This is a genomic window from Clostridium saudiense (assembly GCF_000577815.1).
GTDB lineage: Bacteria > Bacillota > Clostridia > Clostridiales > Clostridiaceae > Clostridium > Clostridium saudiense.
Map to the genome: position 1 here is coordinate 70110 of NZ_CBYM010000008.1, position 14416 is coordinate 84525.

Sequence of the window (14416 nt, forward strand, 5' to 3'; positions counted from 1 at the left end):
GGAAAAATAAATGACTAAAAAAATATATATAAAATTATTAGTAGTATTTCAAGTTGTAGTATTAGGTTTTATACTTATTGGTTGCAATAAAAACGAAGAAGAAAATAAAGAAAGCATTATAATAAATAAAGGGGCATTTGTTGATGAAGGAAATGATTATGAAACCTTTAATATAAATGATGAAGGAAAATATGAGCTAATTGATACTGAAGGTAAAATAATTAATAACTATAATTTATCATCTAATACTTATACTTTCTTCAAGGATAATAGTTTTTATGTTAATTATAATTCAGAAGATATTAAGATTGAACATGATAATATTTTAGGTTTGAAAATATCGCCAGATGGAAACTATGTTTTTTATTTTATTAATGATGAATATCTTGTTCCTGCAGTTATGAGGCTTAATGATAAAAAAGAAATTTTATTAGAAAATAATGCTGTTATTTCTGGTCAGTTTATTGATTGGATCACTGATAAAAAATTAGCTTTTTATGGAGTAGATACAGTAAATAAATTGTCAGGGATATTTACATATGATATTGAAAGCAATTCTGAAGAAAATCTTTATAAAATTAATAATGGATTTGTAAAGTTTTTAAAACATATTAAAGATGGAGTTGCACTTGTAGAAGAACATTATGAAGAAAGTACAATGCTTAAGATAGTTAATATCGATGGGACTATAAGTGAGGTTTCTGATGAAGTTATAGATGTTAATGATATTGAAGAGGTTAATGGAAACATATATTTATTAGGAAGAGTAAAAAATAATAATTTTTCTATTTATGAAATCAATAATGATGAATTAAAAAGACTTGTATTTGATTTTCCAAATACATTATATGTAGAAAAAGGATTATCCGTTAATGATAAAGGAGAAATTTTATTTGTAGGTGGAAGTGGAACAAGTAAAAATGAGCATCTTTATAAATATGCAGAAGGAACTGTTACTTTAGTTGACGATAGTCTTAAAACATGTGATTTTATAAATATTGAGTAAATAAGAGTTTAGAGTTATTCTAAATTCTTATTTTTTTGTGAAAAATCACAAAATTTTTGTTGAAATAAACAAAGAAATGAATTTTTGGTATATAAAAAGCATTCATGGTGAGTTTTATAAAGGATGAAAGAAACAATCTATAATAATTTATTAAAAAATATTAATATTACAGTTGCTAGAAAAATTAATGAACAAAAAGCTAAAATCTTTAATGCAATTCCCTTTAAAGAAAATGAAAAGGAGGTTTATGTTTATTGTAGTGAGGTAAATAAAAAGGTTGAAGAGGATATGCTTTTCATTTTTAGAAAAAAAGTTATTTTAATTTTAATTAAGAAGGAAGAAATTCAGTATCTTATTAAAATAGCATATTTAGGCCAGAAAAAAGAAGCATATGACATAATTATTAAAGAAGCCATTAAACTTAATGTATCTGATATACATTATGAACCATATAAGGATTATGTAGTAGTAAGATTTAGAATTGATGGATTATTGAGGTCTATGTATATTTTTAATAAAGAAGAATATCAATTAATTTTATCAAAAATAAAGTTGAATTCTAATATTGATATAACTGAAAAAAGAAAACCACAGGATGGTAAAATTTCATTTGAGTACAATAAGAAAAGTTATGATTTAAGAATTAGTACAATGCCAGCTGTTTTTGGTGAAAAGGTTGTCATAAGAATTTTATATGGAAATGGATTTAATTATTCAATAGATAAGCTTAACTTAACGGCTGAACAAAAAGATAAGTTAAAATATATTATGAAAGTTAATTCAGGCCTTATTATTGTTAATGGACCTACGGGTTCAGGTAAATCAACAACTTTATATAGTATATTGCAGGAGTTAAATAAAGATGAAGTTAATATATCAAGCTTAGAAGATCCTATAGAAGCAATTATTCCAGGAATAAATCAAATGAATTTAAATAAAACTTTAAATATTGGCTTTGCAGAAGGTTTAAGGTGTTTTTTAAGACAGGATCCAGATATTATCATGATAGGTGAAATAAGAGATGAGGAAACTGCGGAAATGGCTGTTAGGGCATCTTTAACAGGACATAAGGTTTATTCTACAATACATACACGGGATCCAAGAGAAGTTTATTTTAGACTTGAAGATATGAAGGTTGAAAAATATTTAATAAGGGATTCATTAGTTGGAATAGTATCTCAAAGACTTATTAGGTTATTATGTGATAATTGTAAAACTATAATTGATGAAAAAAATATTGATGGAAAAGTAATTAAACTTTATGAAAAGTGTGGATGTAATGAATGTAATTTTACTGGATATAAAGGTCGATCATTAGTTGCTGCAATACATGTCATTGATAATGAGATGAAAGAGAAAATAAAAAATATAAATAATGATAATAGTCTTCTTTCGAATTTAGAAATGATTAAAAACTTAAAAGCTCTATTGATTAATGGGAATATTTCATTGTTAGATTATGAAAACTTTATTGAAGTGGAGGGATTAAGTTTTGAATTCAAAAAAGAAAGTAAGCTATAAAGATTTAGCATTAATTGCAGGTAATATTTCTAAATTATACGAAGAAGGTATTCAGCTATTACATATATTTTCATTATTAGATGAATTACCACTAAAGAAAGAATATAAGATGCTTCTTAAGGAAATGGAAATCATAATAAGAGATGGAGGAACCTTAAGAAAAGCTTTTAGTAAAGGGGAAGGCTTAATACCAATATTTTTTCTTTCTATGGTTGGGATAGGAGAAAGAACTGGGAGAATTGTTTATGTGTTGAAGGGATTAGAAATGTACTACAATAAGCTACAATATATAAATAAAACAATTATAAATTCAATAACATATCCCTTAATTTTAATGATTGCTTTAATTATATTAGGTTTTTTTGTTTTGTTTTTCTTTATTCCTAGTATGGCTAATATCTATGGTGCTATGGGGAAAGATATACCAGATATTTATTTAAAAATAATTTCTATGAAGAAATTTGTTTTTAGGAATCCAATTTTAATAATACTTCAAGTAATGATTTGGGGGATAATCGCACCAATATTCATATTTAATATTTTTCTTAGAAAGAGTTTTTATTATTATATAGAGAAAATTCAGGTTTATAATTTGTTTAATGAATATATAACTATTGTTCTTATGTCAGTAGTTATTAATAGTGGTATTAATATCGCTATAGGTTTGGAATATTGTTGTGAAGGAGAGTTAAATGAAAAGATAACTAAAGTCTTAAGAAAGATAAATGATGATATAAAAAATGGAAAAGTATTATCAGAATCTATGAATGAAACGATGATGTTTTCTAAATATACATTAGCTCATATAAAATTAGGGGAAGAATGTGGTTCTTTAGATAAGAGGCTTATTATATTAGAAACAGAAATATTTAATAACTTAAACGATAAAATTAGTAAAATAACTGTATTAGTCCAGCCTTTATTAATATTAACTATAGGAATAATCATATTAAGTTTTATTATAAAATTTGTAGTTCCCCTCTTAGATATTGTTTTAATTTAAGGAGTTTTTTTATGAAAAAGGGTTATACATTAATAGAATTAATAATTGTAATAGCAATAATTTCAGTATTGTTACTACCAACTATAAATATAGCCAATTCTATTAATAGCACAATAAATAGGGCTGAAGCAATTGGTTTTTGTAATGAACTAAGCAATATGATAAGTTATGCAAAGTTTTACTGTGTTAAAAATGCTAGTTATGGTGAAATTGAAATTAATAAGAGTGTTGGTACTGTAAATTTTAAAGATAAAAAACAAGGGGGAAAAATAATAAAAAGTATATATTTAAATAGTAAGTGTAAATTTTTAACTGTATATATTTTGAAGATTAACAATTTAGGACATATAGATTCTGATACAATTCAAATTTTAGATGGTAACGGTAATATTCATAAAATAGCAATAGCAACTGGAGTTGATACAGTAAATATATATGAGGGTAATTAGATAATGAGCAAGAAAAAGGGTAGTACATTAATAGAAACTATTGTTGCAGTGAATATTATAATGATGATGTTTTTAGTTGTTACCATGTTAATTGCAAGCAATAGAGCTAATTATTATAAAAGGAGAAAGATAGAAGAAGCAAGTAGAGTAGTATATTGTATCATGCAAGAAATAAAATATAATATATCAATGAATGAAATAATAGATGAAAATGAAATAGAATATCTTTCGTTAAGATATGATGAGGATATTTTGAAAAATTTGACTACAAAATCATTAACTAGTATGGATTTTGGAAGTGATATATTTATTTTTATCAATAAAAAAAGTGATAATGAAGAAATCTTAGAGGTTAAAATAGAAGTTTATCTTGAAAATGATATTGATAAATTAGAAAAGAGCTTTTTAAAGTATAAATGGATGGAGTATTATGAGTAAAAATAAAAGAGGTTATACATTAATTGAAAGTATTGTTGTAATAGCAATTGTTTTTATTTTAGGGGGTATAACTATAGGTTTATCTTTTGAAGGAGTAAAAGACTACTATATTAGTTTATATAATTGTTATTATGAAGATAAATTTGATAATGCTTTATTAAATATAGAGTCTTTATGGAAAAGTTCAGCTATTGTAGCTATAGAAATAAACAGCAGTTTTGATGATGTATATACAAGTGAGATAACTGGGGATAATATAGTAGTTAAATTTAAAGAAATAAGTGGTAATGAAAAAACTAAAATAATTCATTTAAGTAATGGAAAATTAATGTTAAAAACTATAAGTAGTGAAGATGGAAAAATTAAAGTTGGTAATAACACTATAATTGATAATATCAATGATTTTACTGTTATAAAAAAGGGAAAGCTTATATATTACTGCATAAGTAGTGAAAATTCAGGAGTAAGAATAAGATGTATATAGTTAAAAAGCATGGAGTTATAATGTTAGAAGTGTTAATTTTGTTAAATATATTAATAGTATTAATAGTTTTAAGTAGCAAAACAATAGTTGCAAATAGCAGTAAATATTCATTATATGAAATAGGAGAAGATGTTTTAACATTAACAAATGAAGAAAATAAATTAATAGAAGAAGTTAAGGAAGTTATATTTAATGATCAAGAAATATTAAATAAATTTGAAAGCTATAAAGATGATAATAGCATAAGCTTTGAATATTGTTTTAGCGAAAATGAAAATATAAAACTTATAATATCTAATGGAAACTGTTTTTTGAATGATGTTAAAAGTGAAACATCACAATTAATTAGAAAAATAGATTGTATTTTTATAGAAAATGAAGAAAGTATAGATATTATTTTTGTTCCAAGCTTATATAAAATCTTTATCTAAGAAAGCAAGGAGAAAGTATGAGAGATATTGTAATTGCTAATAAAAATAAATATATTCACAAAGGAAAAATATATGATGATATATCTATTAAAAAAATAATAAATAAAGAGGTTAATTTATATATAATAGAAGAAAATTTATTAATAAAATCTTATGATGGAATAAAAAGTGTAAAGGAAAATGTTATTTGTGACATAATTAATGATGAATATGGAGTTAATCATAATGTTTTGATGCATTATGAATATGATAAAAAAAGAAAAAAACTATTTTTATATTCAATTGGAGATGTTGAAAGAATACAGTTTTTATGTGAGGGTTTAAGTGAGGTAACTATTTTACCTATACAATTTTATATTAGAGAAATAACAATGAAAAAAATTAAAAAACCATCGCAGTATAGAGTTTTAACAAAAATAAAGGATCACATTTATTATTTAGAGATTACCAATAATTTAATTACAAAAAGTATTGTAGATAATAAAGAAAATTTTGTTAAAAATTTTAATTATAAAGATATTAATGAAGGAAAAACTTTTGTTATAGACAAAAATATAGATAATGAGCTTATGGAACAATTTAAGGAAAAAAGGACTTTTATAAGATTAAATATTGGAGATAAAATTAATGAAAAAATATTTGAGGTATAAAAATTTTCTTCCTTTAGATTATATAGAAAAAAAGAAGCTTAAAGAAAGTAAAGAAAATAAAAAAGGATATCAAGCATTAATATTACTTAACTTAATATTATTAAGTTTTAATTTAAAACCTTTATTTAAGGAAGAAATAAAAACTAATAATAATTATGAAATTGATGATAGTTATATTAAACCTGAAGAGGTAAGTAAATGGTTAGGGTTGTATGATAATAAAATTGTAGAATTACATGTAGAAAATAATGAAGCTGATATCACTTATAATATTGATGAAGATATTAGTTATTTAGAAGAACGTGGTATTGTAATAAAAAAGATAACAAACAAAGATGATTTAAAGGTTGTGAAAATTTTTTATGAATAAATTTAAATTATATATGCATGATAATAAAGAAAGTGTAATTATTTTACTAACGTTTTTACAAGTTTTACTTTTTTTATTTTGTAGTACAATAAAAGAGGAAAAAGATATTAAAGAAATGCCGGTTGTTATGACAAAAGTAAATTTACTTTATAGTGATGTTTTTAATGAGTTAAAAACTATAAAAAATATCAATATTTTAGAAATGGAAGAAAGAGCAGAAAAGTGGAATATAAAAATAGAGATAAGTGGGAATGAAGAGAATATAGTTGAAGTGTTAGATAAACTAGAATTTTTTGATATAAAATCTTATAATATCATTGGAAAAGATGGAGTTTTGTTAGCAAACTTGGAGTTATATAGATAAATTGATTAAAATTTTAGATGTTCTTCCTTAAATAATTGCATTTCTTTAGTAATTTTGATAGAATGTTTTTGTTGTGTCATTAAACAACAAAAGAAGTTATGACTATTTGTAATTAATAAAGGTCATAATAACAATGAATTCAAGTTATTTGGAGGGAATTTTTTTATGATATCAGCAGGAGATTTAAGAAAAGGTACAACTTTTGAGTATGAAGGACAAGTGTATACAGTTATAGACTTCCTACACGTTAAACCAGGTAAGGGAGCTGCTTTCGTTAGAACTAAGCTAAGAAACGTTATTTCTGGTGGAGTTACAGATACAACTTTCAACCCAACAACTAAATTACAAGAAGCTGTAATTGAAAGAAAAGAAATGCAATACCTTTATTCTGATGGAGAATTATACTACTTCATGGATCAAGAAACTTATGAGCAAATTCCATTAAACTACGAAAAAGTAGAAGATGCTATAAAGTTCATAAAAGAAAACATGTTTGCTGTAATTAAGTTCTACAAAGGTGATGCATTCTCAGTTGAAGCACCAAACTTTGTTGAATTATTAATCACTCAAGCAGATCCAGGAGTAAAAGGAAACACAGCTACAAACGCTATGAAACCAGCTACATTAGAAACAGGAGCTGTTGTTAACGTACCAATGTTCGTTAATGAAGGTGACACTATCAGAGTTGACACTAGAACTGGCGAATACATGGAAAGAGTTTAATATTTAAAAGTAAATGCTAGGTTTAAAAACTTAGCATTTGTTTTATTTAAAAAAAGCAAAAATGGGTATAATTAGTAATAAGTAAAGTATTTCTTCGAAGGAAGTGAAAGTATGAAAGATATAAATAATAAGATAAATAATCTTAAAGAAAAAATAGAAGGTATCAAAGAAGAACAATATAAAGAGTTATTTGATTCTGTAAGTGATATTTTAAGTGATTTATCTTCTAAGATTGAAGAAATATCATTAAAGCAAGATTACTTAGAAGAGAATATTGAGTATATTGACAATGATTTAACTGATATTCAAGATGAACTTTTTGAAGAGGTTTCATTTGATGATTTAAATTCTATTGAAGATGAATATGTAGAGATTAAATGCGACAATTGTGATAAACCACTTTTTGTTGAACAACAAGCTTTAAATAATAATTCTAGTATTCCTTGTCCATTCTGTGGAGGAAAGGCAAGAGAGTGATAAATAATTATTTTATACATATTAAAGTGAAAGCATAGACTAATGCAATTAAATTTGCAATAGTCTATGCTTTTTTTTCTATTTAAAAGCATTTATATGATAATAACTAAATATATTTTAAAGAGGGAGTTATTTTACATAGTATTAAAATTTGTAAATTATATAGTTATAAAATAAATATTTTACATATTTTTTTATAGTATGAATAATTATCTATTATGTGAAATAAAAATTAAAGAGAAAGATAATTAAGGAAGTGAGTTTATGGAATATGATGAGATTTACAAAATACTTCCCAAAGAGATTAGTAATATAGTAAAGCAATATTTACAAGAAGATGCCGTACAGGAAATACGAATTAAAAGCGGAAAGCCAGTAATATTAAATTTATCATATGGAGAAAAGGTGCTTGATTATAGGACAACTAGTGAAGATTTGAAGTTTATGATGGCTAAGGTATCGAATTACTCTTTATATGCTTTTGAAGAGGAGATAAAGCAAGGATATATTACTTTAAAGGGTGGACATAGAGTTGGATTAGCAGGAGAGTGTGTTATATCAAATGGAGAAGTTAGGACTATTAAAAATATTTCATCTTTAAATATAAGAATTTGTAGAGAAATAATAGGTTCTTCTAACAAGATAATGAATTTAATAACTAACAATAATAGAGTATATAATACGTTAATTGTTTCACCACCTAAGTGTGGGAAAACAACAATCTTACGAGACATAGCAAAGAATATATCAAATGGAATGTACAAGATAAATTTATCTGGTAAAAAAGTAACGATTGTAGATGAAAGAAGTGAAATAGCAGCTTGTTATAATGGTGTACCACAAATGAACGTCGGGATAAGAACTGATATTTTAGATAATTGTTTAAAGAAGTCAGGAATGATTATGGCAATAAGAAGTTTATCACCTGAAGTTTTAATTTGCGATGAAATTGGAACAAAGGGAGATTTAGAAGCTTTAAACATGGCATTTAATTCAGGAGTGAATGTAATAGTAACAGTTCATGGATATGATATTGCTGATGTTTATGGAAGGGCTGTATTTAAGGATTTAATTGATAATTGCATATTAGAGAGAATTATATTACTAAGTAATAGGAAGGGGGCTGGAACTATAGAAAAAGTATATAAGGTCAGTAGAGAAAGGGGATTACAATGCTTAGAAATATAATGATATTTTTAATGTTTCTAATATGTACCTTTATAGGTTATTTTATAGGAGAAAATTACAAAAGAAGAAGTATTCATTTAAAGGAAATGCAAAAGGCATTATTGCTTTTAAATAATGAAATACTATATTCCAATACACCATTGCCAAATGCCTTATTTGAAATTGGAAACAAAGTTTCAGAGCCTATTTCTTTTATATTTATTGAAATGGCTTCCATATTAGAGGAAGGCAATATTAGTAGTGTATATGAAAGTTTTGAAATAGCTTATGAAAAAAATAAGGATAATATAAGTTTAAATAAAGATGATTATAAAATCATAAATGATTTCTTTAAGACATTAGGTAATAGCGGAGTAACGGGTCAAGAAAGAATTTTCAGCTTAGCTTTAGATAATATAGATATTAATTATAAGGAAGCTAAAAAGTTAGAAAAAGAAAATATTAAATTATATAGAACGTTGGGATTATCTATAGGTGCTATGTTAGCAATATTTTTTATCTAAAAGGGGAGAGGCTTAGGGATGTTTGATGTAAGTTTGTTATTTAAAATAGGTGCAATGGGAGTTTTGCTTATGGTTATAGAGAAAATATTAAAGGACAATGGTAAGGGAGAAATAGCAGTATTAGCAAATTTAGCAGGAATAGTCATTATATTGATTACTGTAATTGGAATGATTTCAAATTTATTTGATACTGTTAGAACTATGTTCAGTCTTTAGGTGACTTATATGGATATTATTAAAGTTGCATTTTTTGCTTTTACTGCATTATTTATATATCTTTTATTAAAACAAACTAAATCTGATTTAGGACCACTTGTAATACTTGTAGCTGGGGCTGGTATTTTTCTATATATGATAGGGCAGCTCGGAGAGGTAATAGATTTTATAAATGACATTGCAAATAAAGCTAATATAGATACTGTATATATAGGAATTGTACTTAAAATTTTAGCCATTGCATATATAACCTCATTTTGTAGTGAGATTTGTAAGGATTCAGGAGCAGGTAGCATAGGAAGTAAGGTAGAGTTTGCAGGTAAAATAATGATTTTAGGATTAGCGATACCAATACTGATGGCTGTATTAGATTCAATACTTCAGATATTGTAGGTGAGAAAATGAAAAGCAATATTTTAAAGATAGTTTTAATTTTTGTTTGTGCATTTGTATTAAGTTTAAGTAGTTTTTTTATTACAACAGAAAATGAAGTTTATGCTGAAGATCAAACTACAACAACATTAATTAATGATGAAGAAACAGAATCGAAATTAAATAATTTATATGACTATATAAATACGATGAAAAGTGATGTTGAACTAATGAATGAATTAGATCCAGTTTCATATATACAAAGTTATATTGAAAATGGAGAAGGAAATTTGTCTGTTTCAACGGTAATAAGCGCTGTAGTGAGTTTGTTTTTTAAAGAGGTAAAAACAGTATTATCATTAGCTTTTTCAATTGTAGTAATTGGAATAATATGCTCATTGTTTAAAAATTTACAATCCTCTTTTTCAAGTGAAGGAATTTCACAGATAGCATTTTTTGCATGTTATGCAATATTAATTATATTGCTATCAAAGACATTTATTATTTCTTTATCGCTTGCTAAGGATGTAATAGTACAAATAGCTACATTCATGGATAAAGTATTACCATTATTAGCAGCACTACTAATTGCATCAGGAGGATTAACACAAGCGGCAACAATGGATCCAATAATTTTAGGAGCAACAATATTAATACCTAAAATTTATTTAAATATAATTATACCTTTAATATTAATTACATTTGTGTTGCAATTTGCTAATAATATTTCTACGGAACCAAAGTTATCTAACTTATGTGGTCTTATTAAAAAGTCTACTGTATGGATACAAGGATTTATTATCACAGTATTTATTGGAGTTTTAACTATAAGAGGAATAAGTTCTTCAACAATAGATGCAGTTACATTAAAAACTACAAAATTTACAATAGATAATTTTATCCCAATTGTAGGTAAATCCTTATCGGATGCTATATCTTCCGTAGCTGGATATTCATTGATAATTAAAAATGCAATTGGCTCTATTGGACTTATAGTAATTATTTTAATAATTATATATCCAATAATAAAAATAGTATTATCATCACTTATATTTAAGCTTTCAGCCGCATTATTAGAGCCGATAACTGATAAAAGAATTACATCTTCAATTGCAGCAGCAGGTGAATCATTAATCTTAATAATGTCATGCGTATTATGTGTAAGCTTAATGTTTTTTGTACTTATAGCAATAATGATATCAGCTGGAAAGTTTGTTGTAGGAGGATAGAGAAATGGAATATTTAAATAATTTTGTTATTACATTAGTTGCAACAATAATTTTTATGACAGCTGTAGAGATAATTGCCCCTGATAATTCAATGAAAAAATATATAAAATTTGTTTTAGGATTAATATTAATTTCAGTAATGATTAATCCAATAATTAAATTCTTTACTGGTGGGGAGCAAGAGGTAGTTAAAATAATCAAAAATTATGAAAATATGCTTACACAAGGTATGACTAGTGAAAGTACTTCAGAGGATATAAGCGAAACGCAAAAGGAATCTTTTAAAAAAAATTTAAATAGCAATTGTGATAGTATGCTGAAGGAAGAGTTTTCAGATATGGATTTTAAATCAAATGTAGAGTGTACTATAAATTTAGAAGATATGACATACAGTATAGATGGTTTAGAGGTAGGAGTAAAAGAAAGTGGTATTAAAATTGTAGATAAAATTAAAATTAACATAAATGATGAAAGTGAAGAAACTGTATCTAATGAAGAAAATATTGAAAATGAAGAAGAAATAAAAAAATATTTATCAGAAGTATTTAAAATACCAGTAGAAAAAATAAAATTATACAGTATGGGAGGATAAAGAGTATGGATAAAGATAAGTTTAATAAAGAAATTAACAAAATGTTTCAAAATAAAAAGTTTGTTAATTGTTTAATTGTTTTATTAGCTATTATATTTCTATGGTTGGCAGTAAGTAATTTTTTAGGAGATGATATTGGAATATCGAAAGGAAGTGATACGCCACAAGGAGCACAAGAAGTATCTACAGATGATGGACTTATGACATCTAAGGAATTACTAAATTATGAAGATCAACAAAAGGCAGAGCTAGAAAAAATACTTTCTAAGATGAGTGGAGTAGGAGAAGTAATAGTTAATATTTACTTTGAAAGTGGAGAAATACAAGTGCCAGCAACAAATTCAAGTACTCAAACATCTGAGACGCAAGAAGAGGATACAAATGGAGGTACAAGAGTTACAAAGCAAGAGACAGAAGGTACAACTGTGGTTATGAAAAGTGATTCTAGCACAAGTGAACCATTTATAACTAAAACATATAAACCAACGATTACAGGAGTATTAATAGTTGCAGAAGGCGCAAATAGCAGTGAGGTTAAATATAATATACAAAAGGCAGTTTCAAATTTATATAATTTAAGTTTAGATCAAGTTAACGTATATCCAATGAATAACTAGCATATAAATGTTATATAAAATATATGGGAGGAATTAAAAATGACAAAAAAACAATTTGGGATTATCTTTACTCTAATGGCTTTGATAGTATGTGTAGGAGTTCTATCAATGAAATTAAATGAAAATGGATTAAATGATCCAACAAGTTTAGAAGCTGTATTAAAACAAAATACAGATAAAACTAATGAAAGTGAGGCTTCAACAGAAGAAACATTAAGTACATCTGAATATTTCTATAGCATGAGATTAACTAAAGAGCAACAAGACGATAAGTATGTTGATGATATGAAGGCTATTACTGAAGATGCTAATGCTTCTCAAGAATCTAAAGATGTTGCAAATAATGCTTTAGTTGCCAAAGCTAAGATGAAAGACCAAGAAAGCAGAGTAGAATCTGAAATAAGAAATAAAGGGTATGAAGATTCATTATGTATGATTAATGATAATGGAACTGTTAAAGTATATGTAAAAGTTGATGATGTTTTAGCAGAAGAAGATGCTGCAACAATTAAAAAGATAGTAGAAGATATCACTACATTAAGTGATGTAGATATAACATCAATGAAATAATGCATTGTAAAGTAATAACTCTTTTGTTATAATGAACATAAGTAAAAGTAGGTTTAACAAGATAAACCTTTAGGAGGTTAGGGAATGGAAAATGTAAACAATGAATCTGCAATAGGAATTGTTAAAATTTCTGACGAGGTTGTAAGTGTTATAGCAGAAATAGCGGCTGATGAAATTAAAGGAATCGTTGAAATTCCACATGGGGTTTCAAGTAACATATCACAAATTTTAAAAGGAAAAAAAGCTTCTAGTGGTAAAAGCGTAAAAGTTACATTAGAAGAAGATAAAGCTACAATTGAAATAAATGTAGCTGTAGAATATGGAATGAGAATTCCTGAAGTAGTTGCATCAGTTCAAGAAAATGTTAAAAGAACTGTTGAAGCTATGACTGGATTGAAAGTTGACAAAGTTAATGTTAATGTTCAAAACATATATGTTCCAAAACAAGAACAACCAGAAGCTGAAAAAGAAGTATAGTTAAAAAAACCCTCTGATATTCAGAGGGTTTCTCAATGTATAAGGAAATATTATATCTTTCAGTAGATGATTAAGTTCAATTAAAAAGTAAAATTTGAATTTTACTTTATGGAAGAAGTATTACAAAAAAACATGTGATATAATAATAAAAAATATTAAATTATTTATTAAAAATAAAAAAAAATGAAGTATGAAAGTATTATTTTTCTAGACAGAAATAAGATAATATTGTAATATACATATGTTTAATTAATGTAATATAAGCTTATAATACAGATAAGAAGATTATGTATATTATATATACCTAGGAGGAAGTTATGAAAAGACAAAAATCAAGAGAAAAAGCAATGGAACTGCTTTTTAGTATGGAATTAAGTAAAAATACTTACGAGGAAACAATAGAAACATTCATAGAAGATTATGAAATGGATTTAAAAACTATAGATGTTGATTACATAAAAAATGTTGTAAAAGTTGTTACTGACAATTTAGAAGATATTGATAGCAGAATAGTTAATGCGTTAGTGAACTGGAAATTAGATAGAGTTTCAAAAGTTAATTTAACAATATTAAGATTAGCTGTAGGTGAAATGTTATTTGTTGACGATGTACCAGGTAGTGTAGCAATTAACGAAGCTGTAGAATTAACTAAAAAGTATTCAGATGAAAAGAGTACATCTTTCGTAAATGGAGTTTTAGATAAAGTATTAAAAACTTTAGAGTAATAATTAATAAA

The 14416-nt window shown here is 25.5% G+C and carries 22 protein-coding genes; all 22 read left to right on the forward strand.

Going from position 1 to position 14416, the window contains the following annotated elements; genetic code table 11:
• The first annotated feature begins 10 nt into the window (after positions 1 to 10).
• Positions 11 to 1006 carry a hypothetical protein gene (locus TY07_RS06035; protein ID WP_042396697.1) on the forward strand — a complete coding sequence of 332 codons (996 nt, stop codon included), beginning with the start codon at positions 11 to 13 and terminating at the stop codon, positions 1004 to 1006.
• Positions 1007 to 1129: 123 nt separating this feature from the next.
• Entirely contained in the window at positions 1130 to 2527 is a 1398-nt protein-coding gene (locus TY07_RS06040; protein WP_042396699.1) for a GspE/PulE family protein, read from the forward strand.
• Positions 2499 to 3530 (forward strand): type II secretion system F family protein, encoded by a 1032-nt coding sequence (locus TY07_RS06045; RefSeq protein ID WP_042396701.1) that lies wholly within the window; start codon positions 2499 to 2501, stop codon positions 3528 to 3530. The genes TY07_RS06040 and TY07_RS06045 overlap by 29 nt, the downstream gene beginning before the upstream one ends.
• An 11-nt stretch (positions 3531 to 3541) precedes the next feature.
• Positions 3542 to 3979: a prepilin-type N-terminal cleavage/methylation domain-containing protein gene (locus tag TY07_RS06050; RefSeq protein ID WP_042396705.1), complete on the forward strand. Its 438-nt coding sequence runs from the start codon at positions 3542 to 3544 to the stop codon at positions 3977 to 3979.
• Positions 3980 to 3982: 3 nt separating this feature from the next.
• The gene (locus TY07_RS06055; RefSeq protein WP_042396708.1) at positions 3983 to 4417 is read left to right on the forward strand and encodes a type IV pilus modification PilV family protein; all 435 of its coding nucleotides are present in this window, start codon (positions 3983 to 3985) and stop codon (positions 4415 to 4417) included.
• A complete protein-coding gene (locus tag TY07_RS06060; protein ID WP_042396711.1) occupies positions 4410 to 4901 on the forward strand; it encodes a type II secretion system protein in 492 nt (163 codons plus the stop codon). The genes TY07_RS06055 and TY07_RS06060 overlap by 8 nt, the downstream gene beginning before the upstream one ends.
• Positions 4892 to 5332 carry a hypothetical protein gene (locus TY07_RS06065; RefSeq protein WP_042396714.1) on the forward strand — a complete coding sequence of 147 codons (441 nt, stop codon included), beginning with the start codon at positions 4892 to 4894 and terminating at the stop codon, positions 5330 to 5332. The genes TY07_RS06060 and TY07_RS06065 overlap by 10 nt, the downstream gene beginning before the upstream one ends.
• A gap of 17 nt (positions 5333 to 5349) precedes the next feature.
• On the forward strand, positions 5350 to 5982 hold the full coding sequence (locus TY07_RS06070; RefSeq protein WP_042396716.1) for a hypothetical protein: 633 nt from the start codon (positions 5350 to 5352) through the stop codon (positions 5980 to 5982).
• Complete coding sequence (locus TY07_RS06075) at positions 5960 to 6352, forward strand: hypothetical protein (protein ID WP_042396719.1); 393 nt, start codon at positions 5960 to 5962, stop codon at positions 6350 to 6352. Before TY07_RS06070 ends, TY07_RS06075 begins: the two co-directional genes overlap by 23 nt.
• Entirely contained in the window at positions 6345 to 6716 is a 372-nt protein-coding gene (locus TY07_RS06080; protein WP_042396721.1) for a hypothetical protein, read from the forward strand. The genes TY07_RS06075 and TY07_RS06080 overlap by 8 nt, the downstream gene beginning before the upstream one ends.
• A gap of 165 nt (positions 6717 to 6881) precedes the next feature.
• Positions 6882 to 7439 carry an elongation factor P gene (gene efp, locus TY07_RS06085; RefSeq protein ID WP_042396725.1) on the forward strand — a complete coding sequence of 186 codons (558 nt, stop codon included), beginning with the start codon at positions 6882 to 6884 and terminating at the stop codon, positions 7437 to 7439.
• Positions 7440 to 7550: 111 nt separating this feature from the next.
• Positions 7551 to 7916, forward strand: coding sequence for a CD1247 N-terminal domain-containing protein (locus TY07_RS06090; RefSeq protein WP_042396727.1), 366 nt, complete (start codon positions 7551 to 7553; stop codon positions 7914 to 7916).
• 264 nt (positions 7917 to 8180) lie between these two features.
• The gene (gene spoIIIAA / locus TY07_RS06095) at positions 8181 to 9104 is read left to right on the forward strand and encodes a stage III sporulation protein AA (protein ID WP_042396730.1); all 924 of its coding nucleotides are present in this window, start codon (positions 8181 to 8183) and stop codon (positions 9102 to 9104) included.
• A complete protein-coding gene (spoIIIAB, locus tag TY07_RS06100; protein ID WP_042396733.1) occupies positions 9089 to 9607 on the forward strand; it encodes a stage III sporulation protein SpoIIIAB in 519 nt (172 codons plus the stop codon). Before spoIIIAA ends, spoIIIAB begins: the two co-directional genes overlap by 16 nt.
• 18 nt (positions 9608 to 9625) lie before the next feature.
• Positions 9626 to 9823 (forward strand): stage III sporulation protein AC, encoded by a 198-nt coding sequence (gene spoIIIAC, locus TY07_RS06105; protein ID WP_042396735.1) that lies wholly within the window; start codon positions 9626 to 9628, stop codon positions 9821 to 9823.
• 9 nt (positions 9824 to 9832) lie between these two features.
• The gene (spoIIIAD, locus tag TY07_RS06110; RefSeq protein ID WP_042396738.1) at positions 9833 to 10216 is read left to right on the forward strand and encodes a stage III sporulation protein AD; all 384 of its coding nucleotides are present in this window, start codon (positions 9833 to 9835) and stop codon (positions 10214 to 10216) included.
• A gap of 8 nt (positions 10217 to 10224) precedes the next feature.
• Positions 10225 to 11424, forward strand: coding sequence for a stage III sporulation protein AE (gene spoIIIAE, locus TY07_RS06115; protein ID WP_042396742.1), 1200 nt, complete (start codon positions 10225 to 10227; stop codon positions 11422 to 11424).
• A gap of 4 nt (positions 11425 to 11428) precedes the next feature.
• On the forward strand, positions 11429 to 12016 hold the full coding sequence (spoIIIAF, locus tag TY07_RS06120; protein ID WP_042396745.1) for a stage III sporulation protein AF: 588 nt from the start codon (positions 11429 to 11431) through the stop codon (positions 12014 to 12016).
• Positions 12017 to 12021: 5 nt separating this feature from the next.
• Positions 12022 to 12633 (forward strand): stage III sporulation protein AG, encoded by a 612-nt coding sequence (gene spoIIIAG / locus TY07_RS06125; RefSeq protein WP_042396750.1) that lies wholly within the window; start codon positions 12022 to 12024, stop codon positions 12631 to 12633.
• Positions 12634 to 12672: 39 nt separating this feature from the next.
• The gene (locus tag TY07_RS06130) at positions 12673 to 13203 is read left to right on the forward strand and encodes a SpoIIIAH-like family protein (RefSeq protein WP_042396752.1); all 531 of its coding nucleotides are present in this window, start codon (positions 12673 to 12675) and stop codon (positions 13201 to 13203) included.
• An 84-nt stretch (positions 13204 to 13287) separates the two neighbouring features.
• Positions 13288 to 13680 carry an Asp23/Gls24 family envelope stress response protein gene (locus tag TY07_RS06135; protein ID WP_042396755.1) on the forward strand — a complete coding sequence of 131 codons (393 nt, stop codon included), beginning with the start codon at positions 13288 to 13290 and terminating at the stop codon, positions 13678 to 13680.
• A gap of 317 nt (positions 13681 to 13997) precedes the next feature.
• On the forward strand, positions 13998 to 14405 hold the full coding sequence (gene nusB, locus TY07_RS06140; RefSeq protein WP_042396758.1) for a transcription antitermination factor NusB: 408 nt from the start codon (positions 13998 to 14000) through the stop codon (positions 14403 to 14405).
• The last annotated feature ends 11 nt before the right edge of the window (positions 14406 to 14416 follow it).